The sequence below is a fragment of the Arthrobacter saudimassiliensis genome, from assembly GCF_059090665.1.
The window spans coordinates 1-21,013 of the sequence record NZ_JBNHFX010000003.1 but is presented as its reverse complement, the minus strand read 5'-3'; the positions used below and the strand labels follow the sequence as shown (position 1 = coordinate 21,013).

Annotated in this window: 19 protein-coding genes; 16 read left to right on the top strand and 3 right to left on the bottom strand. The window is 70.7% G+C overall.

Translation table 11 applies throughout. The features are described from left to right. Nucleotides 1-23 precede the first annotated feature (23 nt). Nucleotides 24-878 carry an endo alpha-1,4 polygalactosaminidase gene (locus AC5RV6_RS11320; RefSeq protein WP_494007430.1) on the bottom strand — a complete coding sequence of 285 codons (855 nt, stop codon included), beginning with the start codon at nucleotides 876-878 and terminating at the stop codon, nucleotides 24-26. A 129-nt stretch (nucleotides 879-1,007) separates the two neighbouring features. On the opposite strand from AC5RV6_RS11320, the gene AC5RV6_RS11315 reads away from it, so the two are divergent. Then, on the top strand, nucleotides 1,008-1,673 hold the full coding sequence (locus AC5RV6_RS11315) for an HAD family hydrolase (RefSeq protein WP_494007429.1): 666 nt from the start codon (nucleotides 1,008-1,010) through the stop codon (nucleotides 1,671-1,673). Nucleotides 1,674-1,675: 2 nt separating this feature from the next. On the opposite strand, the gene AC5RV6_RS11310 is transcribed toward AC5RV6_RS11315, so the two are convergent. After that, a complete protein-coding gene (locus tag AC5RV6_RS11310) occupies nucleotides 1,676-2,641 on the bottom strand; it encodes a quinone oxidoreductase family protein (protein ID WP_494007428.1) in 966 nt (321 codons plus the stop codon). Between the two features lie 138 nt (nucleotides 2,642-2,779). On the opposite strand from AC5RV6_RS11310, the gene argC reads away from it, so the two are divergent. The 12 genes from argC (at nucleotide 2,780) to AC5RV6_RS11250 (ending at nucleotide 14,783) form a co-directional block, all read left to right on the top strand. Then, nucleotides 2,780-3,811: an N-acetyl-gamma-glutamyl-phosphate reductase gene (gene argC, locus AC5RV6_RS11305; protein WP_494007427.1), complete on the top strand. Its 1,032-nt coding sequence runs from the start codon at nucleotides 2,780-2,782 to the stop codon at nucleotides 3,809-3,811. After that, nucleotides 3,811-5,022 (top strand): bifunctional glutamate N-acetyltransferase/amino-acid acetyltransferase ArgJ, encoded by a 1,212-nt coding sequence (gene argJ / locus AC5RV6_RS11300; RefSeq protein ID WP_494007426.1) that lies wholly within the window; start codon nucleotides 3,811-3,813, stop codon nucleotides 5,020-5,022. Before argC ends, argJ begins: the two co-directional genes overlap by 1 nt. 15 nt (nucleotides 5,023-5,037) lie before the next feature. Then, entirely contained in the window at nucleotides 5,038-5,982 is a 945-nt protein-coding gene (argB, locus tag AC5RV6_RS11295; RefSeq protein ID WP_494007425.1) for an acetylglutamate kinase, read from the top strand. Then, nucleotides 5,979-7,256 carry an acetylornithine transaminase gene (locus AC5RV6_RS11290; RefSeq protein WP_494007424.1) on the top strand — a complete coding sequence of 426 codons (1,278 nt, stop codon included), beginning with the start codon at nucleotides 5,979-5,981 and terminating at the stop codon, nucleotides 7,254-7,256. Before argB ends, AC5RV6_RS11290 begins: the two co-directional genes overlap by 4 nt. Beyond that, nucleotides 7,253-8,254, top strand: coding sequence for an ornithine carbamoyltransferase (gene argF / locus AC5RV6_RS11285; protein WP_494007423.1), 1,002 nt, complete (start codon nucleotides 7,253-7,255; stop codon nucleotides 8,252-8,254). The genes AC5RV6_RS11290 and argF overlap by 4 nt, the downstream gene beginning before the upstream one ends. A gap of 5 nt (nucleotides 8,255-8,259) precedes the next feature. Next, nucleotides 8,260-8,790, top strand: coding sequence for an arginine repressor (locus AC5RV6_RS11280; protein ID WP_494008072.1), 531 nt, complete (start codon nucleotides 8,260-8,262; stop codon nucleotides 8,788-8,790). A gap of 156 nt (nucleotides 8,791-8,946) precedes the next feature. Then, nucleotides 8,947-10,155, top strand: a complete 1,209-nt coding sequence (locus tag AC5RV6_RS11275; protein ID WP_494007422.1) for an argininosuccinate synthase — start codon at nucleotides 8,947-8,949, stop codon at nucleotides 10,153-10,155. 2 nt (nucleotides 10,156-10,157) lie between these two features. Then, nucleotides 10,158-11,642, top strand: coding sequence for an argininosuccinate lyase (gene argH, locus AC5RV6_RS11270; protein ID WP_494007421.1), 1,485 nt, complete (start codon nucleotides 10,158-10,160; stop codon nucleotides 11,640-11,642). A gap of 84 nt (nucleotides 11,643-11,726) precedes the next feature. After that, nucleotides 11,727-12,245 carry a pyridoxine/pyridoxamine 5'-phosphate oxidase gene (locus AC5RV6_RS11265; protein WP_494007420.1) on the top strand — a complete coding sequence of 173 codons (519 nt, stop codon included), beginning with the start codon at nucleotides 11,727-11,729 and terminating at the stop codon, nucleotides 12,243-12,245. A 58-nt stretch (nucleotides 12,246-12,303) separates the two neighbouring features. After that, the gene (locus AC5RV6_RS11260; RefSeq protein ID WP_494007419.1) at nucleotides 12,304-13,128 is read left to right on the top strand and encodes a maleylpyruvate isomerase family mycothiol-dependent enzyme; all 825 of its coding nucleotides are present in this window, start codon (nucleotides 12,304-12,306) and stop codon (nucleotides 13,126-13,128) included. An 85-nt stretch (nucleotides 13,129-13,213) separates the two neighbouring features. Continuing rightward, nucleotides 13,214-14,053: an SRPBCC domain-containing protein gene (locus AC5RV6_RS11255; protein ID WP_494007418.1), complete on the top strand. Its 840-nt coding sequence runs from the start codon at nucleotides 13,214-13,216 to the stop codon at nucleotides 14,051-14,053. A gap of 55 nt (nucleotides 14,054-14,108) precedes the next feature. Then, entirely contained in the window at nucleotides 14,109-14,783 is a 675-nt protein-coding gene (locus tag AC5RV6_RS11250) for a DNA-3-methyladenine glycosylase (RefSeq protein WP_494007417.1), read from the top strand. 49 nt (nucleotides 14,784-14,832) lie between these two features. On the opposite strand, the gene AC5RV6_RS11245 is transcribed toward AC5RV6_RS11250, so the two are convergent. Further along, a complete protein-coding gene (locus AC5RV6_RS11245) occupies nucleotides 14,833-15,828 on the bottom strand; it encodes an aldo/keto reductase (RefSeq protein WP_494007416.1) in 996 nt (331 codons plus the stop codon). A 184-nt stretch (nucleotides 15,829-16,012) separates the two neighbouring features. Between AC5RV6_RS11245 and AC5RV6_RS11240 the strand changes: the two genes are divergently transcribed. From AC5RV6_RS11240 to tyrS, 3 genes are all read left to right on the top strand, one after another. Next, complete coding sequence (locus AC5RV6_RS11240; RefSeq protein ID WP_494007415.1) at nucleotides 16,013-16,564, top strand: adenine phosphoribosyltransferase; 552 nt, start codon at nucleotides 16,013-16,015, stop codon at nucleotides 16,562-16,564. Nucleotides 16,565-16,822: 258 nt separating this feature from the next. Beyond that, complete coding sequence (locus AC5RV6_RS11235) at nucleotides 16,823-19,090, top strand: HelD family protein (protein ID WP_494007414.1); 2,268 nt, start codon at nucleotides 16,823-16,825, stop codon at nucleotides 19,088-19,090. A 13-nt stretch (nucleotides 19,091-19,103) separates the two neighbouring features. After that, a complete protein-coding gene (tyrS, locus tag AC5RV6_RS11230) occupies nucleotides 19,104-20,417 on the top strand; it encodes a tyrosine--tRNA ligase (RefSeq protein WP_494007413.1) in 1,314 nt (437 codons plus the stop codon). Nucleotides 20,418-21,013: the final 596 nt, after the last annotated feature.

Here is a 21,013-nt window from a genome sequence, read left to right as displayed (position 1 = left end):
ATTGAGGACCTGTTCTTTCCTGATCAGCAGGCCGAGCGCTCCGCGTCAAGCTCCGGCGGCTTGGACAGGGAGGACAAGCCCTCAGGCACCTCCGCGCAGAAGTCGGGATAGCCCTCGTACTCCACGTGCAGGACCGCCTTGCCGGCGTGAATGAAGGGAGCGTAGCGGGCGCACTCGCCGTAGCGGGCGCATTCCTCATTGAGGGCGAAGTCAAAGTCGTCGACCAGGGCCGGAATCTGGTCAAGGTCGTTCTTCAGCGCCACCGACAGGCCGCGCTCGTGGGCCAGGGCGGCCAGCGCCCGGTTGTAGGCAAGCTGGTCGTCATAGCTGAGCGGAAAGCCGCTGTGGTTGGCGTAGCCGTCCACGTTGTCCGGTTCGACCGCGTCGAAGCCCTTCTCCGCGCAGGTGTCCATGCGGGCCGCCATGATCGGCAGCAGCTCATCCAGCCGCCGGATGTCCAGCCACTGTTCATCAGGCCAGCCGTCCAGAACCTCGCCGCGCACCTTGTCCGGGAACCGGGCAGCGTCGGGCCGGTAGTCCTCCCGGGATCCGGCGGAGAGATAGCAAATGACGTGTGCCCCGCCGCGGTGCAGCTGCTCCACCTCCTCGGCGGAGGTCCTTTCGTAATCCACGTCGAAGATCTCGGCGTCCACCGTCAGGTCCAGGGGCCCACTGAGCTGCCACTGCCAGCTGGAGCCGGGTGGTGGCAGCCACCGGTCCGACGCCGCTGCGCCGCTTGCCGAATCCCGTGTCGCGTCCACGGTGGCCGGATCAGCGGCGTCGGCCTCCGTGCCCGCCTCCGGCACACAGCCGACCAGGACGGCGAGGAGCAGCCCCATAGCCGGCACCCGCAGCGGCCATGTCCCGGAAGTCTTCATCCAGCCCCACTTTTTCCTTCGCCAAGCCTGTCCGCGGCCCTGACGCCACCGCTACACCCTACGTCCCGCACCGATATCCGGGTGCGGTCCCTGCGGGCCCGTCCTCCGCCTGCTGGCTATGCTGGGCCGATGAGTCCGCATCCCGCCAGCCCCCGGCTGTCCCGCCCCGGCACCTGGTACCTCTTCGACTACGGCATGGTGATCTCCACGGCCCCCGAACCGTCCGACTGGCGGGTCCTCGCCGCGGCGCTCGGGCTGGAGGACGACGACGGCACCCGGCTGGCGCAGCCCGGCAGCCGGTACTGGCACCGGCGGGAGGAGTACGACGCCGGGGCACTCACCCCGGGTGAATTCTGGTCCGACGTGCTGGGCCGGCCGGCCGGCACCGAGGAGGTCGAGCGGTTGGAGGCCCTCGACGCCGCCCAGTGGGGACACCTGAACCCCGCGACCGCCGCCGTCCTCGACGAGCTGCAGGGTGAAGGCGCGCGCCTGGCCGTGCTGTCCAACATGCCGGCGGAAATGTCCCGTCGCTACACGGCGCAGGCGCCCTGGGCGCCCCGCTTCGACCGGCTGTTCTTCAGCGGGCAGCTGCGGATGACCAAGCCGGACCGAAGGATCTTCGACCACGTCGTCCGGGAGCTGGGCGCATCCCCGGAGGACATCGTCTTCATCGACGACAATGAGGCCAATATCGCCGCGGCACGGGCGCTGGGCTTCCGGACCGTGCACCATGTCCCCGGCACGGACCTGCGGGCGGAGCTGGCAGCCCTGGCCCCGCAGCGTCCGCCCGCCTGACCCTACGGAATCAATACGACCTTGCCGGTGGTCCTGCGGCCCTCCAGGTCACGGTGCGCCTGCGCGGCCTCGGCCAGCGGATAGGTCTGCCCGATCCGCACGTCCAGCGTTCCGTCCGCCACGGCGCCGAACAGCTCGTCGGCGCGCCAGCGGCGCTCCTCGGGAGTTAGGACGTAGTCCCTTATGGTCGGACGCGTCAGGAACAGCGAGCCCAGGGCGTTCAGCCGCTGGATGTCGAAGGGCGGCACCTGCCCGGACGCCCCGCCGAAGAGCACCATCATGCCCCGGGTGCGCAGGCTCTCCAGCGAGCCGTCGAAGGTGGCCTTGCCGACGCCGTCGTACACCACGTCCACGCCGGTACCGCCGGTCAGCTCCCGCACCCGCTCCGCGAAGCCCTCGTAGCGCAGGACATGGTCGGCACCGGCGCCGCGCGCGAGCTGCTCCTTCTCATCCGTGGAGACGGTGGTGATCACGGTCGCCCCCTTGGCCTTGAGCAGCTGGGTGAGCAGCAGCCCGACGCCGCCGGCTCCGGCATGTGTGAGGACGGTCTGCCCCGCCTGCACCGGGAAGGTGGAGTTGATCAGGTAATGCGCGGTCATGCCCTGCAGCGGCAGCGCCGCCGCCGTCTCGTCGCTGACCCCGTGCGGAACATGCAGTGCCTTGTCGGCGTCCAGCAGCGCATACTCGGCGTAGGCCCCGCCGCCCTCGGCGGTGGCCACCCGGTCACCTTCGGCGAAGCCTCGCACCTGCAGCCCGGCCGCCACCACGGTGCCGGCGAACTCGGCGCCGGGAATGAACGGATGCTTCATCGGGTACACGCCGCTGCGCTGATAGGTGTCAATGAAGTTCACCCCGACGGCGCCGACCCGCACCAGCAGCTGGTTCGGGCCCGGCTCGGGCAGGTCCACGTCTTCCCAGCGCAGGATTTCCGGACCGCCGGGGGAGGGGACGACAATGGCCTTGTGCATGCGTTCGATTCCTTCGGTGCGGGGGTCGCTGAAACGCTCCCCATCGTAGGGCACGGGGTGCCGCAGACCACAAGGGCGCTCATCAGGCGCATTGCATAACTATTCACGATGTTGCATAAACCTGTGTAAGGTGGAGGCATGACGATTTCCGTTGCCGTCTCCGGTGCCAGCGGCTATGCCGGCGGCGAAGTGCTGCGCATCCTGGCCAACCACCCCGAGGTCTCCATCGGGGCCATCACGGCGCACAGCAGCGCGGGCACCCTGCTCGGCGCCGCCCAGCCGCACCTGCTCTCACTCGCGGACCGCGAAATCACCGACACCACGGTGGAGAACCTGGCAGGGCACGACGTCGTCTTCCTGGCCCTGCCGCACGGTGCCAGCGCCGAGATCGCCGCCCAGCTGGATCCCGGCGTGCTGGTGATCGATGCCGGCGCCGACCACCGGCTCAGCGACCCGGCGGCCTGGGAGAAGTTCTACGGCAGTGCCCACGCCGGCACCTGGCCCTACGGGCTGCCCGAGCTGCCCGGCCAGCGCGAGGCGCTCCGCGGAGCCCGCCGGATCGCGGTGCCCGGCTGCTACCCCACCAGCTCGTTGCTGGCCCTGACCCCCGGCTTCGCCGCCGGCCTGCTGGAGCCCGACGACGTCGTCATCGTCTCCGCGTCCGGCACCTCCGGGGCCGGCAAGGCCGCCAAGGCGCACCTGCTCGGCAGCGAGGTCATGGGCGGGATGAGTCCCTACGGCGTCGGCGGCGGCCACCGGCACACCCCCGAAATCGAGCAGGGCCTGTCCAATGCGGCGGGGGAGCAGGTCTCCGTCTCCTTCACGCCCACCCTGGCCCCGATGCCGCGCGGCATCCTGACCACGGCCACCGCCAAGGTGCGGCCCGGCACCGACGCCGCCGCCCTGCGCGCGGCGTGGGAGCAGGCCTACGCCGGGGAACACTTCGTCCGGCTGCTGCCCGAGGGCCAGTGGCCCGCCACCAAGATGGTGGTCGGCTCCAACTACGCCGCCCTGCAGCTGGCCTACGACGATCACGCGAACCGCGTCATCGTCTCCTGCGTGATCGACAACCTCGCCAAGGGAACCGCCGGCGGCGCCGTGCAGTCCATGAACATCGCCCTCGGCCTCGAGGAGACCGCCGGCCTGACCACCCTGGGAGTAGCACCCTGATGAGCACCGAGACCAACAGCACCGCATCCGGGTCCACCCCGGCCGGACCCGACGCCGCGGGCGCGGTCACCGCTCCCGCCGGGTTCCGCGCCGCGGGCGTGGCCGCCGGACTGAAGGCCTCCGGCGGGCGCGACGTCGCGCTGGTCGTGAACGAGGGGCCCGCCAAGGCCGCCGCCGCCGTCTTCACCCGCAACCGGGTGGCCGCCGCGCCGGTGCTCTGGTCCCGGCAGGTCGTCACCGACGGCCGGGTGGACGCCGTGATCCTCAACTCCGGTGGGGCCAACGCCTGCACCGGTCCGCAGGGCTTCCAGGACACCCACGCCACCGCGGAGAAGACCGCAGAGCTGCTCGGTATTTCCGCCGGGGACGTGCTGGTCTGCTCCACCGGCCTGATCGGCGAGCCGCTGCCCATGGACAAGCTGCTGCCCGGCGTCGAGGCCGCCGCCGCCCAGCTGGCCGTCGACGGCGGCGCTCTGGCCGCGGAGGCGATCATGACCACCGACACCGTGCCCAAGCAGGCCGTTGCCGCCGGCACCGGCTACAGCATCGGCGGCATGGCCAAGGGCGCCGGCATGCTGGCCCCCGGTCTGGCCACCATGCTCGTGGTTCTCACCACCGACGCCGCACTGGAACCGGCCGCGCTGGACACCGCGCTGCGCGCCGCCACCGCCGTCACCTTCGACCGCACCGACTCCGACGGCTGCATGTCCACCAACGACACGGTGGTGCTGATGGCTTCCGGTGCTTCCGGCACGACGCCGGAGGCGGGCGAGTTCACCGCCGTCCTCACCGAGGTCTGCGCCTCGCTGGCCCGCCAGCTGATCACCGACGCCGAGGGCGCCAGCCACGACATCGCCATCACCACGGTCAACGCAGCCACGGTGGCCGACGCCGAGACCGCCGCCCGCGCCGTCGCCCGCTCCAACCTGTTCAAGACCGCGATCTTCGGCAACGACCCCAACTGGGGCCGGGTGCTCTCCGCCGTCGGCACCACCGACGCCGCATTCGAGCCGGAAAACCTCAACGTCTCCATCAACGGCGTGCAGGTCTGCCGCAACGGCGGCGTCGGCGAGCCGCGCGACCTGGTGGACCTCACCGGCCGCGAGGTCAGCGTGGAGATCGACCTGGGCGCCGGCACCGAATCGGCCACCATCTGGACCAACGACCTCACCACGGCCTACGTCCACGAAAACTCGGCGTACAGCAGCTAAGGCGGGGAAGAAGCAATGGACGCACTGACCGAACAGGCCCAGGACAAGGCCGGCACCCTGATCGAGGCGCTGCCCTGGATCCAGCGGTTCGCCGGCTCCACGATGGTGATCAAGTACGGCGGCAACGCCATGGTCAACGATGAGCTGCGCCGCGCCTTCGCCGAAGACATCGTCTTCCTCCACCATGTGGGCGTGCACCCCGTGGTGGTGCACGGCGGCGGTCCGCAGATCAGCGCCATGCTGAAGCGCCTGGGCATCGAGTCCGAGTTCAAGGGCGGCCTGCGGGTCACCACGCCCGAGGCCATGGACGCCGTGCGGATGGTGCTCACCGGCCAGGTCGGCCGCGAACTGGTCGGTCTGGTCAACTCCCACGGCCCCTACGCCGTCGGACTCTCCGGCGAGGACGGCGGCCTGCTCGAAGCGGTCCGCACCACCGCCGTCGTCGACGGCGAGGAAGTGGACCTGGGCCTGGTGGGCGAGGTCACCGGCGTGAACCCGGCCGCCATTCAGGACCTGATCGAGGGCGGCAGGATTCCGGTGATCTCCACGGTGGCGCCGGAGATCGGTCCCGACGGGATGCCGACCGGCCAGGTGCTGAACGTCAACGCCGACACCGCCGCCGCAGCCCTGGCCGTCGCCCTGGGCGCCTCCCGCTTGGTGGTGCTGACCGACGTCGAGGGCCTGTACGCCAACTGGCCGGACCGTTCCTCCCTGATCTCCTCCCTGAGCGCGGGAGAGCTGCGCGCCATGCTGCCCTCCCTGGAATCCGGCATGATCCCCAAGATGGAGGCCTGCCTGGCGGCAGTGGATGGCGGCGTGGACCGTGCCGCCGTCGTCGACGGCCGGATGGCGCACTCCATGCTGCTGGAAGTCTTCACCACCGCCGGCATCGGCACGCAGATCACCCCTGATGAGACACCCCTGCCCGTCACGACCCAGGAAACCCAGGTAGCACCGTGAGCCCCACCGAAGGCCGGACCACCGGCACCGCAACCGCCGCCGCCGGCGTTGGACCCGCCGACGAGCAGTGGCTGGACCGTTACCGCAGCTCCCTGATGGGCGTGTTCGGCACCCCGCAGCGGGTGCTGGTCCGCGGCACCGGCTGCACCGTGCAGGACGCCGACGGCAACAAGTACCTCGACCTGCTCGGCGGCATCGCCGTCAACGCCCTGGGCCACGCCCACCCGGCGCTGGCCGCGGCGGTCACCGGGCAGCTGGAGACCCTGGGGCATGTCTCCAACTTCTTCACCAGCCCCGCCCAGGTGGCGCTGGCCGAGAAGCTGCTGCGGCTCACCGGGGCTCCGGCCGGTTCCAAGGTGTTCTTCGCCAACTCCGGCACCGAGGCCAACGAGGCGGCCTTCAAGCTCGCCCGCCGCAACGGCGCAGCCGACGGCGGTGCCGCGCCGGCCCGCACCAGGATCCTGGCCCTGGAAGGCGCGTTCCACGGCCGGACCATGGGCGCCCTCGCCCTGACCGCCAAGGAGGCCTACCGGACGCCGTTCGAGCCGCTGCCCGGCGGCGTCGAGCACCTGCCCTTCGGCGACATCGATGCCCTGCGCGCCGCCGTGGACGAGACCGTCGCCGCCGTCATCCTTGAACCCATCCAGGGCGAGGCCGGCGTGCGGCCGCTGCCCGCCGGCTACCTGCAGGCCGCCCGCGAGGCGACCGCCGCCGCCGGCGCGCTGCTGATCATCGACGAGGTGCAGACCGGCGTCGGCCGGACCGGCCGCTGGTTCGCCTCCGAGGGCGTGCTGCCGGACGCCATGACCCTGGCCAAGGGCCTGGGCGGCGGCTTCCCGATCGGCGCGCTGATCACCTTCGGCGACAAGGCCTCCGGCCTGCTCACTCCCGGGCAGCACGGCACCACCTTCGGCGGAAACCCGGTCGCCACCGCCGCCGGACTCGCCGTCCTCGAGACCATCGAGGCCGAGCACCTGCTGGACAACGCCGCCACCGTCGGCGCCGGCCTGCGGGCCGCGCTGGCCGACGTCGACGGCGTCACCGAGGTCCGCGGCGAGGGCCTGCTGATCGGCTTCGACCTGGATGCCGACATCGCCCCGGCCGCCGTCGCCGCCGCCCTCGACGCCGGCTTCATCATCAACGCCCCCGGTCCGCGGACCCTGCGCCTGGCGCCGCCGCTGATCCTCACCGCCGAGGCCGCCGCAACGTTCACCGCGGCGCTGCCCGGCATCCTCGCCGCCGCCCGCGCCGCCACTTCCAAAGGACAGCCATGACCCGCCACTTCCTCGTTGACACCGACCTGACCCAGGCCGAGCAGGCCCAGGTCCTGGACCTTGCCGCCGCCCTGAAGCAGGACCGCTACGCCGCGCAGCCCTACGCCGCCGCCGGTGCCGGTCGGAAGACCGTCGCGGTCATCTTCGACAAGACCTCCACCCGTACCCGCGTTTCCTTCGCCACCGGCGTCGCCGACCTCGGCGGCGTGCCGCTGGTGATCGGCGCGGGGGAATCCCAGCTGGGCCACAAGGAGTCCGTCGCGGACACCGCCAAGGTCCTGGAGCGGATGGTCTCCACCATCGTCTGGCGCACCTACGCCCAGTCCGGGCTCGAGGAAATGGCCGCCAACTCCTCGGTGCCGGTGATCAACGCCCTCTCGGACGACTACCACCCCTGCCAGCTGCTGGCCGACCTGCTCACCATCCGCGAGCACAAGGGCCGCCTGGCCGGGCTCACCCTGGCCTACCTCGGTGACAGCGCCAACAACATGGCCAACTCCTACCTGCTCGCCGGCGTCACCGCGGGCATGAACGTCCGCGTCGCCGGCCCGGTCGGTTTCCTGCCCGACCCGGCGATCGTCGATGCCGCCGCGGCCCGCGCGGAGGAAACCGGCGGATCGGTGATGATCACCACCGATCCCACGGAGGCCCTGGCCGGCGCCGACGTCGTCGCCACCGACACCTGGGTCTCCATGGGCCAGGAGGAGGAAAAGGCCGCACGGCTGGAACTCTTCCGCGATTATGCGGTGGACGCCGCGGCGATGGAGCAGGCGGCCGACGACGCGATCGTGCTGCACTGCCTGCCCGCCTACCGCGGCTACGAGATCTCCGCCGACGTGATCGACGGGCCGCAGTCCGTGGTCTGGGACGAAGCGGAGAACCGCCTGCACGTGCAGAAGGCGCTGATGGCCTGGCTGATGGCCGCCAGCGGCCTGGCGGAACTGCCGGCCCTGCCCGGCGTCGACGCCGGGGCCGGGGCGGAAGGGACCGGCGCGTAGTGAGCATGCCGGCCACCAAGACCGCGCGGCAGGCCCGGATCCGGGCCCTGCTCACCGGACTGGCGGTCCGCTCGCAGGCCGAACTGGCCACGCTGCTGGCCCACGAGGGCATCCAGGTCAACCAGGCCACCCTCTCCCGGGACCTGGTCGAACTCGGCGCGGTGCGCATGCGCGGCGCGGAGGGAGCCCTGGTGTACGCGATTCCGTCCGAAGGCGGGGAGCGCCGGCCCCAGTCCGGGGTCAGCCAGGAAGTGCTCGACGCCCGGCTGGCCCGGCTCTGCGGGGAACTGCTGGTCACCGCCGAAGCCTCCGGAAACATCGTGGTGCTCCGAACCCCGCCCGGCGCCGCGAACTTCCTGGCCCTGGCGATCGACCACTCCACCATCCCCGCCATCCTGGGCACCGTGGCCGGCGACGACACGGTCCTGATGGTCACCCGGGAGCCCGACGGCGGGGCCGACGTCGCCGCCCGGTTCCTGGCCATCGCCGACGAGGCGACGGCCAACGGGCAGGCCCCGGACAACCGCATAACCTAGAGACAGGAACCGGGCCGGGGCCGACCCCGGCCGGTGATCCGCCCGGGCGGACCGCCGAAGACCGGACACCGCAGATTTGAAACAACCGCAGCGCTGGAGAACCGCGGCCCCAGCGGCCGCACCCATCAACTGCACTGACAAGCAAGGAGCACATTCGTGAGCGAACGCATTGTTCTGGCCTACTCCGGTGGCCTGGATACCTCCGTGGCCATCGGCTGGATCGCCGAGGCCACCGGCGCCGAAGTCATCGCCGTGGCGGTCGACGTCGGACAGGGCGGCGAGTCCCTGGAGACCATCCGCCAGCGCGCCCTGGACTGCGGCGCCGTCGAGGCCTACATCGCGGATGCCCGCGACGAGTTCGCCGCCGAGTACTGCATGCCGGCCCTGCGCGCGAACGCCCTGTACATGGACGCCTACCCGCTGGTCTCCGCGCTGTCCCGCCCGGTGATCGTCAAGCACCTGGTCGCCGCCGCCCGCCAGTTCGGCGCCAGCACCGTGTCCCACGGCTGCACCGGCAAGGGCAACGACCAGGTCCGCTTCGAGGTCGGCATCCAGACCCTGGGCCCGGACCTGAAGTGCATTGCCCCGGTCCGCGACCTGGCCCTGACCCGCGACAAGGCCATTGCCTTCGCCGAGGAGAAGAACCTGCCGATCGTCACCACCAAGAAGAACCCGTTCTCCATCGACGCCAACGTGTGGGGCCGCGCCGTGGAGACCGGCTTCCTCGAGGACATCTGGAACGGCCCGACCAAGGACGTGTACGAGTACACCTCCGATCCGGCGCAGTCCTCCGGCCCCGACGAAGCGGTGATCACCTTCAAGGAAGGCATCCCCGTGGCCATCGACGGCAAGGCCGTCACCCCGCTGCAGGCCATCGAGGAGATGAACCGCCGCGCCGGCGCCCAGGGCGTGGGCCGCATCGACATCGTTGAAGACCGCCTGGTCGGCATCAAGAGCCGCGAGGTCTACGAGGCACCCGGCGCCATGGCGCTGATCGCCGCGCACCGCGAGCTGGAGAACGTCACGGTCGAGCGCGAGCAGGCCCGCTTCAAGAAGATGGTGGACCAGCGCTGGACCGAGCAGGTCTACGACGGCCAGTGGTTCTCCCCGCTGAAGAAGTCCCTGGAGGCCTTCGTCGACGACACCCAGAAGTACGTTTCCGGCGACATCCGCCTGGAGATGCACGGCGGCCGCGCCACCGTCACCGGACGCCGTTCCGAGTCCTCGCTGTATGACTTCAACCTGGCCACCTACGACACCGGCGACACGTTCGACCAGTCGATGGCCCGGGGCTTCATCGAGATCTTCGGCATGTCCTCCAAGGTCGCCTCCTCCCGCGACCAGCGGCTGGCCGAGGGCAAGTAGGCATGGGCAACGGCAAGCTGCCGGCCGAAGGAGCCGGCCCCGACGCACCCGGTGCAGCCTCCGGCGTCGCCGGACCCGGCACGACGGTCCAGGGCGCCCTCTGGGGCGGCCGGTTCGCGGGCGGACCCGCTGACGCGCTGGCCGCGCTGAGCAAGTCCACCCACTTCGACTGGCGGCTTGCCGGCTACGACATCGCCGGCTCCCGGGCGCACGCCCGGGTGCTGCACAAGGCCGGGCTGCTGACCGACGACGAGCTCGAGGGCATGCTGGACGCCCTGGACCGGCTCGACGCCGACGTCCGCTCCGGCGCCTACACGCCGGCGGAATCCGACGAGGACGTGCACGGCTCGCTGGAGCGCGGCCTGATCGAGCGCGCCGGCCCGCAGCTGGGCGGCAAGCTCCGCGCCGGCCGGTCCCGCAACGACCAGATCGCCACCCTGGGCCGGATGTACCTGCGCGACCACGCGCGGATCATCGCCCGCGGCGTGCTGGCCACCGTGGACGCCCTGGTGGAGCAGGCCGAGGCGCACCTCGGTGTCGCCATGCCCGGACGCACCCACCTGCAGCACGCCCAGCCCGTGCTGCTGAGCCACCACCTGCTGGCCCACGCCTGGGCGCTGCTGCGCGACGTGCAGCGCCTGGCGGACTGGGACCGCCGGGCGGCGGTGTCCCCGTACGGCTCCGGCGCGCTGGCCGGGTCCTCGCTGGGCCTGGACCCCAACGCCGTGGCCGCGGAGCTGGGCTTCGATTCCGCGGTCTGGAACTCGATCGACGGCACCGCCTCCCGCGACGTGTACGCGGAGTTCGCCTGGGTGGCGTCGATGATCGGCGTGGACCTGTCCCGGATCAGCGAGGAGGTCATCCTCTGGGCGACCAAGGAGTTCTCCTTCGTCACGCTCGACGACGCGTACTCCACCGGGTCCTCGATCATGCCGCAGAAGAAGAACCCCGACGTCGCCGAGCTGGCCCGCGGCAAGGCCGGCCGGCTGATCGGCGACCTCACCGGGCTGCTGGCCACCCTCAAGGGCCTGCCGCTGGCGTACAACCGGGACCTGCAGGAGGACAAGGAGCCGGTGTTCGACGCCGCCGACACCCTCGAGGTGCTGCTGCCGGCGGTCTCCGGCATGATCGCCACGCTGCGGTTCAACACCGGACGCATGCAGGAGCTGGCCCCGCAGGGCTTTGCGCTGGCCACCGACGTCGCCGAGTGGCTGGTCCGCCAGGGCGTGCCGTTCCGGGAAGCCCACGAGCTCTCCGGCGAGGCCGTGGCGCTGGCGGAATCCCGCGGCGTCGAGCTCTGGGACCTGACCGATGAGGACTACGCCGGCATCTCGGCGCATCTGACCCCGGAGGTCCGTTCCGTGCTCAGCACCGAAGGCTCGCTGGATTCACGCAGTTCCCAGGGCGGCACCGCCCGCTCCGCCGTCGAGGCGCAGCTGGCCGCGCTGCACGCGCAGCTGGCCGAGGCGCGCGCCTTCGCCGGGTAGGTTCCGGACGTACCACGGTAAAGGGCCCGGCGGAGCGATCCGCCGGGCCCTTCGCCGTTGTCCGCGAAGCGGTACGCTGGCCGGATGAGCGACTCCTTCCGCCGCCGGCTGCGCGCCCTGCCTGATTTCCCGGAAGCGCTGCCGGGCTTCGATCCGGCCGACGCGCCGGCGGATCCGCAGCAGCTGTTCCGGGCCTGGCTGGACGAGGCCCTCGCCGCCGGGATCCGCCAGCCGCACGCCTTTTCGCTGGCGACGGCGGACGCCGCCGGCAACCTGTCCTCCCGCATGTTGATCCTGAAGAACCTCGACGACAGCGGCTGGCATTTCGCCACCGCGCGCAGCTCCCGGAAGGGCCGTGAGCTGGCCGCGAACCCGCGGGCGGCCATGAACTTCTACTGGGCGGAACAGGGATGCCAGATCCGGGGCGCCGGCGCCGTCGTGCTGCTCTCCGACGCCGCGTCCGCCCGGGACTGGGCGGAACGTCCGTCCGCCGACGGACCCGCCAACCCGGACTGGCAGCTCTACGCGCTGCAGCCCGTGGAGATCGAGTTCTGGCAGGCGGACCCCGGCCGGCGGCACATCCGGCACCGCTACACCCTCTGAAACAGCCGGCCGGGTAACAGGGCTGCTGCTTCGGGGCCCCGCTGGCTAGGCTGGTCGCATGAGCGAACCGACCTCCGTGCCCTCACCCGCCGACCGCTCCGACGCCGCCGCATCCGGCCTGCCGCACTCCGCCGGTGCCGGCGCGGGGGCCTCCGAGCCGGATACCTCCCGCCTGCTGGAATTCCTCGACCAGGCAGCGGAGGACTTCCACCGGCACGCCGCGGCGCTCACCGACAGCGAGGTCCGCGCCCCGTCGCTGCTGCCCGGCTGGTCCCGCGGCCACGTGCTCGCCCATGTCGCCGGCGTCGCGCACGGCATGGCCCGGCAGCTGGAGTACGCGGCAAACGGACGCCGCATCGACCTGTACGACGGCGGCGCGGAAGGCCGCAACGCCGCCATCGAGGCCGACGCCGTCCTGCCCGCCGAGGACCTGCACACCCGGGTGGCCGCCGGGCTTGACCGGGCCCGGGCCGCCTTCCACCGGCTGGACGACGCGGCGTGGGCCGCGCCCATCTCCTATCGGGACGGGACCGTGAAGACGGGCGGGCTGGCGCTCTGGCGTGAGCTGGCGATCCACGCCGTCGATCTCGGCAGCGGGCCGGAACCGGACGGCTGGAGCCAGGAACTCTGCGCCCACCTTTTCGACTTCCTGGCGGCCCGGGTGCCGGAGGGCCTGCGGCTGCGGCTGGAACCCACGGGCATGGACCCGCTGGTGCTGACCAATCCCGCCTCGCCGGCGCCCTTCAACACGGTGACCGTCCGCGGCATCGCCAGCGACATTGCCGCCTGGCTCGCCGGGCGCACCCCCAGCCTGGGCACCCTGGAGGTCGACGGCGGCGGGCTGCCGGACCTGCTGCCCTGGCCGTCGGCACTGGCCAGGTAGGCACCCGTTGGGCCGCTTGCCCCTCCCGCCGCGCCGGCGTCGTCGCTAACCTGTTGTCACCTGCGGCTCTCCAGGAGGTCCCGACGTGACTGCTCCCGATTCCTCGCATCCCGTGCCGTCCGGCCGGATCGAAAAACTCAGTGACGGGTATGCCCTGGCGTTCGACCGCCGGTTCGACTACCCGACGGCCTACATCTGGGATGTGCTGACCTCACCCTCGAAGGTGGCCGCCTGGCTCGGCCGGCTCAGCCCCGGCTGGGAGCAGGGCAGCGCATATCGGCTGGATCGGCAGGGCATGGAGGTCACCGGCACCGTGCTGCAGATGAACCCGCGCAGCAGCCTCCAGCTCACCTGGGAGGACGACCTCGGGGACGAGTCCGTGGTGGAGTGGCAGGTGCTGGACAGCGAAGGGGGAGCGCTGTTGAGTTTCCGGTCCCGCAGCGACGGGGCCGACTTCCTCACCGAGGGCGCCGCGGGCTGGCAGGACATCCTCGACGCGTTTGCCTCGGTGGCGGCAGGAGAGCAGCCGGGCACCGGATTCGCCCTGGACACCTGGCTGGCCCTGCGCGACGCGTATGCCGAGGAGTTCAGCATCTCGCCGACCATGGGCACCGTGCACGGCGACGTCATCCTGTTTGAGCGCTGGTTCAACACCGGCGCCCGGGAGGCGACGGACGCAATCAACGACTCCACCGCCACTCTGGCCGTTGGCGCCGGCTCCGAAGTGGAGGTGGAGGACACCGCCGACGGGTCGCGCGCCGTCGTCCGCCAGCCGCTGCCGGCCGGCGGAGGTGACGCTCCGGCGCTGCTGGCCGCCTGGCACATGGCGCTGGACGACGCCGCGCTGCGCCTGCAGGGCGGCACGCCGCACGCTGATTCACGCCGCCTCGCCGCGCTGCGGAGCTTCTACGGCGGGGTGGACTGACCCCCCGGCCGTCCCCGATTCCCGGGTGGCCGGGTGCCCTTGCTAACGTCGGGGGATGGATTCGTTGCAGGCCCGCAGCCTCCTGGCCGTTCCCGCCGTCGACGCCGCCCCGTGGCTGCTCGGCGCCGTGCTGCGCCGCGAGGACGACGACGGCGCCGTGGCCGTGCGGATCACCGAGGTGGAGGCCTACATGGGCAGCCAGGACCCCGGCTCGCATGCCTTCCGGGGCCGCACTGCCCGCAACAACACGATGTTCGGCCCGGCCGGCCACCTCTACGTCTACTTCACCTACGGGATGCACTACTGCGCCAACGTGGTCTGCGGGGAAGAGGGCTTCGCCACGGGGCTGCTGCTGCGGGCCGGCGAAATCGTCGAAGGCCGCGACCTGGCCCGGCGCCGGCGGAACAACCCGCGCACCGACCTGGACCTGGCCCGCGGCCCGGCCCGCCTGGCGCAGGCCCTCGGCCTGGACCGGCGGTTCGACGGCGCCGACGTCTTTGGCGGTCCCCTGGAGCTGACCCTGCCCGGGCAGCCGCAGCCGCAGGAGGGCATCTCGACCGGGCCGCGGGTCGGAGTCAGCGGCGAGGGCGGGGGAGAGGCCTACCCCTGGCGGTACTGGATTGCCGGAGATCCCACCGTGTCCAAGTACCGTCCCGCGGTTGCGCGGCGCCGGCCGGCGGCAGGCGCCACGGCCCTGCCGCGCCGGAACGCGGAACGGCGCCCAGGGTAACCCTGGACGCCGTCCCGCCGGTCAGTGTCGTTCCTCAGCAGCGCCGCTGCTAGGCCGAACCCGGCACCGGAGCCTGTGCGGAAATGAGCTGCTTCTCCCGGAGCTCGTCCCAGAAGGCGCCGGGAATCGCTGTCTTCATGGCGGCCACGTCCTCCGCGATGCGCTCGGGGCGGCTGGAGCCGGGAATCACCGCGGCCACTGCCGGGTGGGCGGCGGAGAACTGCAGCGCGGCGGCCTTCAGGCTCACATCGTGCCGCCGGGCCACCTCGGTCAGCTCGGCGATCCGCTGCTTGATCTGCGGCGGGATTTCCGCGTAGTCGAAGTAGTCGCCGCCCAGCAGCGCGCCCGAGTTGAACGGCCCGCCGACGACGATGCCCGTCCCCTTCTCCTGCGCTGCGGGCATCATCCGCTGCAGCGCCCGCTCATGCTGGAGCAGCGTGTACTGGGTGGCGGAGAGGCTCATGGTGGGGGCCGCCTCCTCCATGTCCAGGGCCAGCTCGATGGGCTCGGTGGTGTTCACGCCCAGCCCCCAGCCGCTGATGACGCCCTCATCCTGCAGCCGGGCCAGCACCTTGAACGCACCGCGCCTGGCCTCGTCGAACTTGGCAACCCACTCGTCGCCGAGGAAGTCCCGGGACGTGTCGTGGATGAACACGAAGTCCAGCCGGTCGGTCTTCAGCCTCGACAGGCTCTCGTCGATGGAGCGCAGGGTCGCGTCGGCTGAGTAGTCGGTGGCGATTTTGTTCGCCCGGCCGTGGGTGAAGAGGCCGGGGCTCTTTTCCTCCTCCTCGTCGAGGATCAGCCGGCCCACTTTGGTGCTCAGCGCATACTCGTCCCGGTTGTGCCCGGAGAGGACCTCACCCAGCCGGGATTCCGCCAGGCCCGCCCCGTAGAAGGGGGCGGTGTCGAAATAGCGGATGCCTTCATTCCACGCAGCTTCGACGGTGGCCAGCGCCTCGTCCTGGGGAATGTCCCGGAACATGTTTCCCAGGGGTGCCGTACCGAATCCGATCTTGTTCCTGAGTGCTTCGTGCAGGTTGGGCATGTGCTCCACTCCTTGACGTTCGGCGATAAATCCCGGCCCTGCCGCAGGGCCGCTCCATTCGTGGCAACCGCAGCGCTTCGCCCCTTTATTCCTGACCCCGCGGCCACCGGCAGATGGGGAGACAAACGCCACAGAGGCCCGGCCCGGCCCCGGGAAGCCGGGCGGAAGCGGGTAAAGTGGATGGGTGAATGAAAGCAAAGCAGTACCGGCCGCCGAGACCGTTCAGGAGACGATCGACCGCCTCGGCGCCGTGGTTCCCGACTACCCCAAGCCCGGCATCGTTTTCCGGGACCTGACTCCTGTCTTCGCGGACGGCCCTGCCCTGCGGGCCATTGTCGACAGCTTCGTCCGCACCTTCGAGGGAACCTTCGACTACGTCGCGGGCATCGAGGCCCGCGGCTTCCTGCTGGCCGCCGCCGCAGCGTATGCGTCCGACCGCGGCGTCATCACCATCCGCAAGCCCGGCAAGCTGCCGCGCCGGGTGTACTCCGAGAGCTACGGCATGGAGTACGGCCGCAACACCCTCGAGGTCCACGTCGACGACGTGCCTGCCGGATCCCGCGTCCTGATCCTCGACGACGTCCTCGCCACCGGCGGCACCCTCGGCGCCGCTGCGCGGCTGATCCAGAAGGTCGGCGGGGAAATCGCCGGCTTCGGCGTCGTTCTTGAACTGGGCGACCTGGGCGGCCGGGAGGCCCTGAAGGGGTACGACGTCACCTCGCTCGTCACCTACTAGCCGCCGACGGCGCCCTCGGCGCATCGCACACCAACCTATCGAAACGGCCCGGAACTCCGGGCCGTTTCGCTGTCCCGAAGGCAATCAGGGGTGAACGGCGGCCTCCCGGCGGGCGACGGCGGGCGGCGTCGGCCGGGCCGGTCCGCGGCCGCCCGCGGGGCCGCCGCGTGGCGGTCCCCGCCCGGCAAAAGAAGGCGTGGAAAAATCTTCCCGCCGGGGTAGAATTGACGGTCTGCCTTTCCGAGAGGGAACCCGAACATGCCTGAGAAGTCCGCAGCCCAGCACGAGCTGGATCATGAGCGCGCCTACGTGGCGGGGCTCTACCACCGGCTCGACGAGCTGCGCGCCGAAAAGCAGGAGCAGCTGGACCAGGTGCGCCGCAGCCACGCCAGCGGCTCCCACCAGAACCGTTCGGAGCGGGACGCCTTCGCCACCATGTATGAGGACAGGCTGGCCCAGCTGAACGCGGTGGATGACCGCCTCGTCTTCGGACGGCTGGACCTCGACGACGGTGAAGCCCGCTATATCGGCCGGATCGGGCTCTCCACCGAGGACCTGCAGCGGCTCATGGTGGACTGGCGGGCCCCCGAGGCCGGTACCTTCTACCAGGCGACCGCCTTCGAACGGCAGGGCGTGCGCCGCCGTCGGCACCTGATCCTCAAGGGCCGGGACGTGCAGGGCATCGAAGACGACGTGCTGGATTACTCGATGCTCGACGAAGGTGCCTCCATGCAGGGCGAAGGCGCCCTGCTCGCGGCCCTGAACTCCAAGCGCACCGGACAGATGTCCGACATCGTCGGCACCATCCAGGCCGAGCAGGACCGCATCATCCGCGCCCCCATGCCCGGCGTCCTCGTGGTGCAGGGCGGGCCCGGCACCGGCAAAACCGCCGTCGCGCTGCACCGGGCCGCCTACCTGCTCTACACGCACCGGGAACGGCTGAAGTCCGCGGGCGTGCTGCTGGTCGGCCCCTCCAACGCCTTCATCCGCTACATCGAACGTGTGCTGCCATCCCTGGGCGAGACCGGCGTCGTCATGGCCAGCGTGGGCGAGCTGTATCCCGGCGTGCGCGCCGTGGCCGAGGAGGACCAGCGGGTCGCCGAGATCAAGGGCCGGCTTTCGATGGCCGAGACCATCGCCCGCGCCGTCGCCAACCGGCAGCGCCTGTACCCGGAGCCGCGGCGGGTCGTCGTCGAGGGAACCGCGCTGACCCTCAGCCCGCGCCAGGTCCGCCGCGCCCGCGACAAGGCCCGTGCCACCGGCAAGCCGCACAACGAGGCCCGCAACACCTTCGTCAAAATCCTGCTGCGCGAACTCACGGAGCAGCTCACCGAGAAGCTGGAGGCCTCCTCGGGTGCCGGCAACAGCGCCGACCGCGCCTATCTGGCCGAAGACGTGCGCAGCGCCCGCGACGTGCGGATCGCCCTGAACCTTGCCTGGATGCCGATGACGCCCGAGCGGCTGCTCCGCGAGCTGTTCTCCAAGCCCGGGCACCTGGAAATGGCCGCCCCCGACCTCACCGATGAGGAACTGGCGCTGCTGCGCCGCAGCCCCGAAGCCCCCTGGACCGAGGCCGACGTTCCGCTGCTGGATGAGGCAGCCGAACTGCTGGGCGACCTCGATGCCTCCGCCGGACGGGACAATGCCGCCCGCGAGGAGCAGCGCAAGCGGGACCTCGCCATGGCCGAGAACGCCATCCGCAACACCGAGGGCTTCCTGGAGGACTCCGGCGCCGCCGGCATCCTCACCGCCGAGGAACTGGTGGAGCACAACGCCGCCGCCGAGGAGCGGCTCACCGCCGCGGAGCGCGCCGCCGTGGACCGGACCTGGGCGTTCGGGCACGTGGTCGTGGACGAGGCCCAGGAACTGTCCGCCATGCAGTGGCGGCTGCTGATGCGCCGCGCCCCGCTGAAGTCCTTCACCGTGGTCGGCGACATCGCCCAGACCAGTTCCGCGGCCGGCGCCACCAGCTGGCAGCAGGCGCTGGAGCCGTTCGTGGGGGAGCGGTGGACGCTCGAGGAACTGACCGTGAACTACCGCACCCCGGCGCAGATCGCGGAGGCCGCGGTGCGGATGGCCAACGCCGCCGGCTTGGTGGTTTCCGCGCCCAAGGCCGTCCGTGAGGGCCGGTGGGCTCCGATCGTGGACCGCGTCGGCACCGGAGAGCTGGTCCCGCATCTGCTGAAGGTCCTGCCGGAGGAACTGGACGCGCTCGACGGCGGCCTGCTGGCCGTCATCACCGAGGACCACCGCCTCGACGCCGTCCGCACGGCGCTGACCGGGCAGTACGGTTCCCGCGTGGGCACCGGAGCCGGCGGTCCGGGCCAGGACATCGTGGTGATGGATCCGCGGGAGGCCAAGGGCCTGGAGTTCGACGGCGTCGTCATCCTGGAACCGTCAGAACTGCTGACCGCCGCCGCCGGCAAGGTGGGGGACCTGTACGTCGCCATGACCCGGCCCACGCAGCGCCTGCGTCTTATCGCGGAAGGCAGCGTCCCCGCCGGGATAGTCGACGACGAATCCTGATACTTTGGAAAGCGTGCCACAGGATACCCAGACGGGCCTCGCAGCCCAACAGAATGACCCGACCTTCGCCAACATCTGGCAGGAGCTCAAGTGGCGTGGACTCGTCCACGTCTCCACCGACGAAGCCGAGCTGGAAAAGCTGCTCGCCGGTGACCCGATCACCTATTACTGCGGGTTCGATCCCACGGCGCCCAGCCTCCATCTGGGCAACCTCGTCCAGCTGCTGACCATGCGCCGGCTGCAGTTGGCAGGTCATCGCCCGCTGGCCCTGGTGGGCGGCTCCACCGGCCTGGTGGGCGACCCGAGGCCCACCGCCGAGCGGACCATGAACACCAAGGAAACCGTCGCGGAGTGGGTGGGCTACCTGCAGGGCCAGGTGCAGCGCTTCCTCAGCTTCGACGGCGACAACGCCGCGCGGATGGTCAACAACCTCGACTGGACCGCGCCGATGAGCGCCATCGACTTCCTCCGGGAGATCGGCAAGCACTTCCGGGTGGGCACGATGATCAAGAAGGAGATCGTCGCGTCTCGGCTGAACTCCGACGACGGCATCAGCTACGCCGAATTCAGCTACCAGGTGCTGCAGGGCATGGACTACCTCGAGCTCTACCGTGAATACGGCTGCGTGCTGGAGACCGGCGGCTCCGATCAGTGGGGCAACCTCACCAGCGGCACCGAGCTGATCCGCAAGGTGGAGGGCAAGTCCGTCCACGCACTCGGCACGCCGCTGATCACCAACTCCGACGGCACCAAGTTCGGCAAGAGCGAGGGCAACGCCATATGGCTCGACGCCGCGATGACCAGCCCCTACGCCATGTACCAGTTCTGGCTGAACACCGCCGACGCCGACGTCGTCTCGCGGCTGAAGGTCTTCACCTTCCTTGGCCGGCGGGAGATCGAGGAGCTGGAGCGGGCCACGCAGGAGGCACCGCACAAGCGCGAGGCCCAGCGCACGCTGGCCTACGAGGTCACGTCCCTGATCCACGGCACCGAGGCCACCGACAAGGTCATTGCCGCCTCCGCCGCCCTGTTCGGGCAGGGCGAGCTGGCGGACCTGGACGAAGCGACCCTGCAGGCGGCGACCGCTGAACTGCCCTCGGCCACCGTGGGCGCCGACGCGCTGGGCATCGTTGACCTGTTTGTCGCGTCCGGGCTGGCCAAGAGCAACTCGGAGGCCCGTCGGACAGTGGGCGACGGCGGTGCGTACGTGAACAACCGGAAGATCACCGACGTCGACGCCGTGATCGGCAGCGAGGAACTGCTGCACGGCAAGTGGCTGCTGCTGCGCCGCGGCAAGCGCACCCTGGCGACGGTCACGGTCAACTAGCCTCCCGGACCAGTCAGGTCCCGGCACGCCTCAGGCGTCCACTGCATCCCGGTGCGGTGGACGCCTGAGCCGTCTCCGGGACAGGCGGCGGGCAGTGCGCTCCGCTGCATCCATCAATGGGAAGAGATCGACTGCGGGAACGGCTTGCGCCGCCGGCCCGGATGCCTACACTGGAAATGCGCGTTCAACGCGCTTGTTCCGGGCCACCGGGCCGCTTGACCGGGATCACATCCGGTCGAGTTGCGGTGGGGTGGCCGGGTGCGTATAGTTGAATCTGTTGCCCGCCGGAGAGCGGAGCGACGATCCCCTTCACAACTGATCGGATGAGAATTCCGGGTGGCTTTGCTGCCGGTTTTTGTCCGTGGTTTTGGAGGTCCTGAAGACCTGTTGTCCTGGTTTCCGGTGAAAGACCCGGATTTGCAGGAAAGCGGTGGGAGGGTTTAGGATTGTAACACACCACGGCGGTGCTAAAGGGAAACGAAAGTTCCGGTTTCGGAATGGTTTTCCCGAGTAGGCCGGATGTGTCTGTTGTTTGAGAACTCAATAGTGTGCCAAGTTTATTGATACCAATTATTTTGATTGGTTATTTGGCCGGT

Bases quoted from the DNA above. Each gene is read 5' to 3' on its own strand.
- AC5RV6_RS11310 (WP_494007428.1), bottom strand. From the start codon at position 2,641: ATGCACAAGGCCATTGTCGTCCCCTCCCCCGGCGGTCCGGAAATCCTG.
- AC5RV6_RS11235 (WP_494007414.1), top strand. From the start codon at position 16,823: ATGCCTGAGAAGTCCGCAGCCCAGCACGAGCTGGATCATGAGCGCGCC.
- AC5RV6_RS11265 (WP_494007420.1), top strand. From the start codon at position 11,727: ATGAGCGACTCCTTCCGCCGCCGGCTGCGCGCCCTGCCTGATTTCCCG.
- argC (WP_494007427.1), top strand. From the start codon at position 2,780: ATGACGATTTCCGTTGCCGTCTCCGGTGCCAGCGGCTATGCCGGCGGC.
- argJ (WP_494007426.1), top strand. From the start codon at position 3,811: ATGAGCACCGAGACCAACAGCACCGCATCCGGGTCCACCCCGGCCGGA.
- argH (WP_494007421.1), top strand. From the start codon at position 10,158: ATGGGCAACGGCAAGCTGCCGGCCGAAGGAGCCGGCCCCGACGCACCC.
- AC5RV6_RS11320 (WP_494007430.1), bottom strand. From the start codon at position 878: ATGAAGACTTCCGGGACATGGCCGCTGCGGGTGCCGGCTATGGGGCTG.
- AC5RV6_RS11245 (WP_494007416.1), bottom strand. From the start codon at position 15,828: ATGCCCAACCTGCACGAAGCACTCAGGAACAAGATCGGATTCGGTACG.
- AC5RV6_RS11315 (WP_494007429.1), top strand. From the start codon at position 1,008: ATGAGTCCGCATCCCGCCAGCCCCCGGCTGTCCCGCCCCGGCACCTGG.
- argF (WP_494007423.1), top strand. From the start codon at position 7,253: ATGACCCGCCACTTCCTCGTTGACACCGACCTGACCCAGGCCGAGCAG.
- AC5RV6_RS11250 (WP_494007417.1), top strand. From the start codon at position 14,109: ATGGATTCGTTGCAGGCCCGCAGCCTCCTGGCCGTTCCCGCCGTCGAC.
- AC5RV6_RS11260 (WP_494007419.1), top strand. From the start codon at position 12,304: ATGAGCGAACCGACCTCCGTGCCCTCACCCGCCGACCGCTCCGACGCC.
- argB (WP_494007425.1), top strand. From the start codon at position 5,038: ATGGACGCACTGACCGAACAGGCCCAGGACAAGGCCGGCACCCTGATC.
- AC5RV6_RS11280 (WP_494008072.1), top strand. From the start codon at position 8,260: ATGCCGGCCACCAAGACCGCGCGGCAGGCCCGGATCCGGGCCCTGCTC.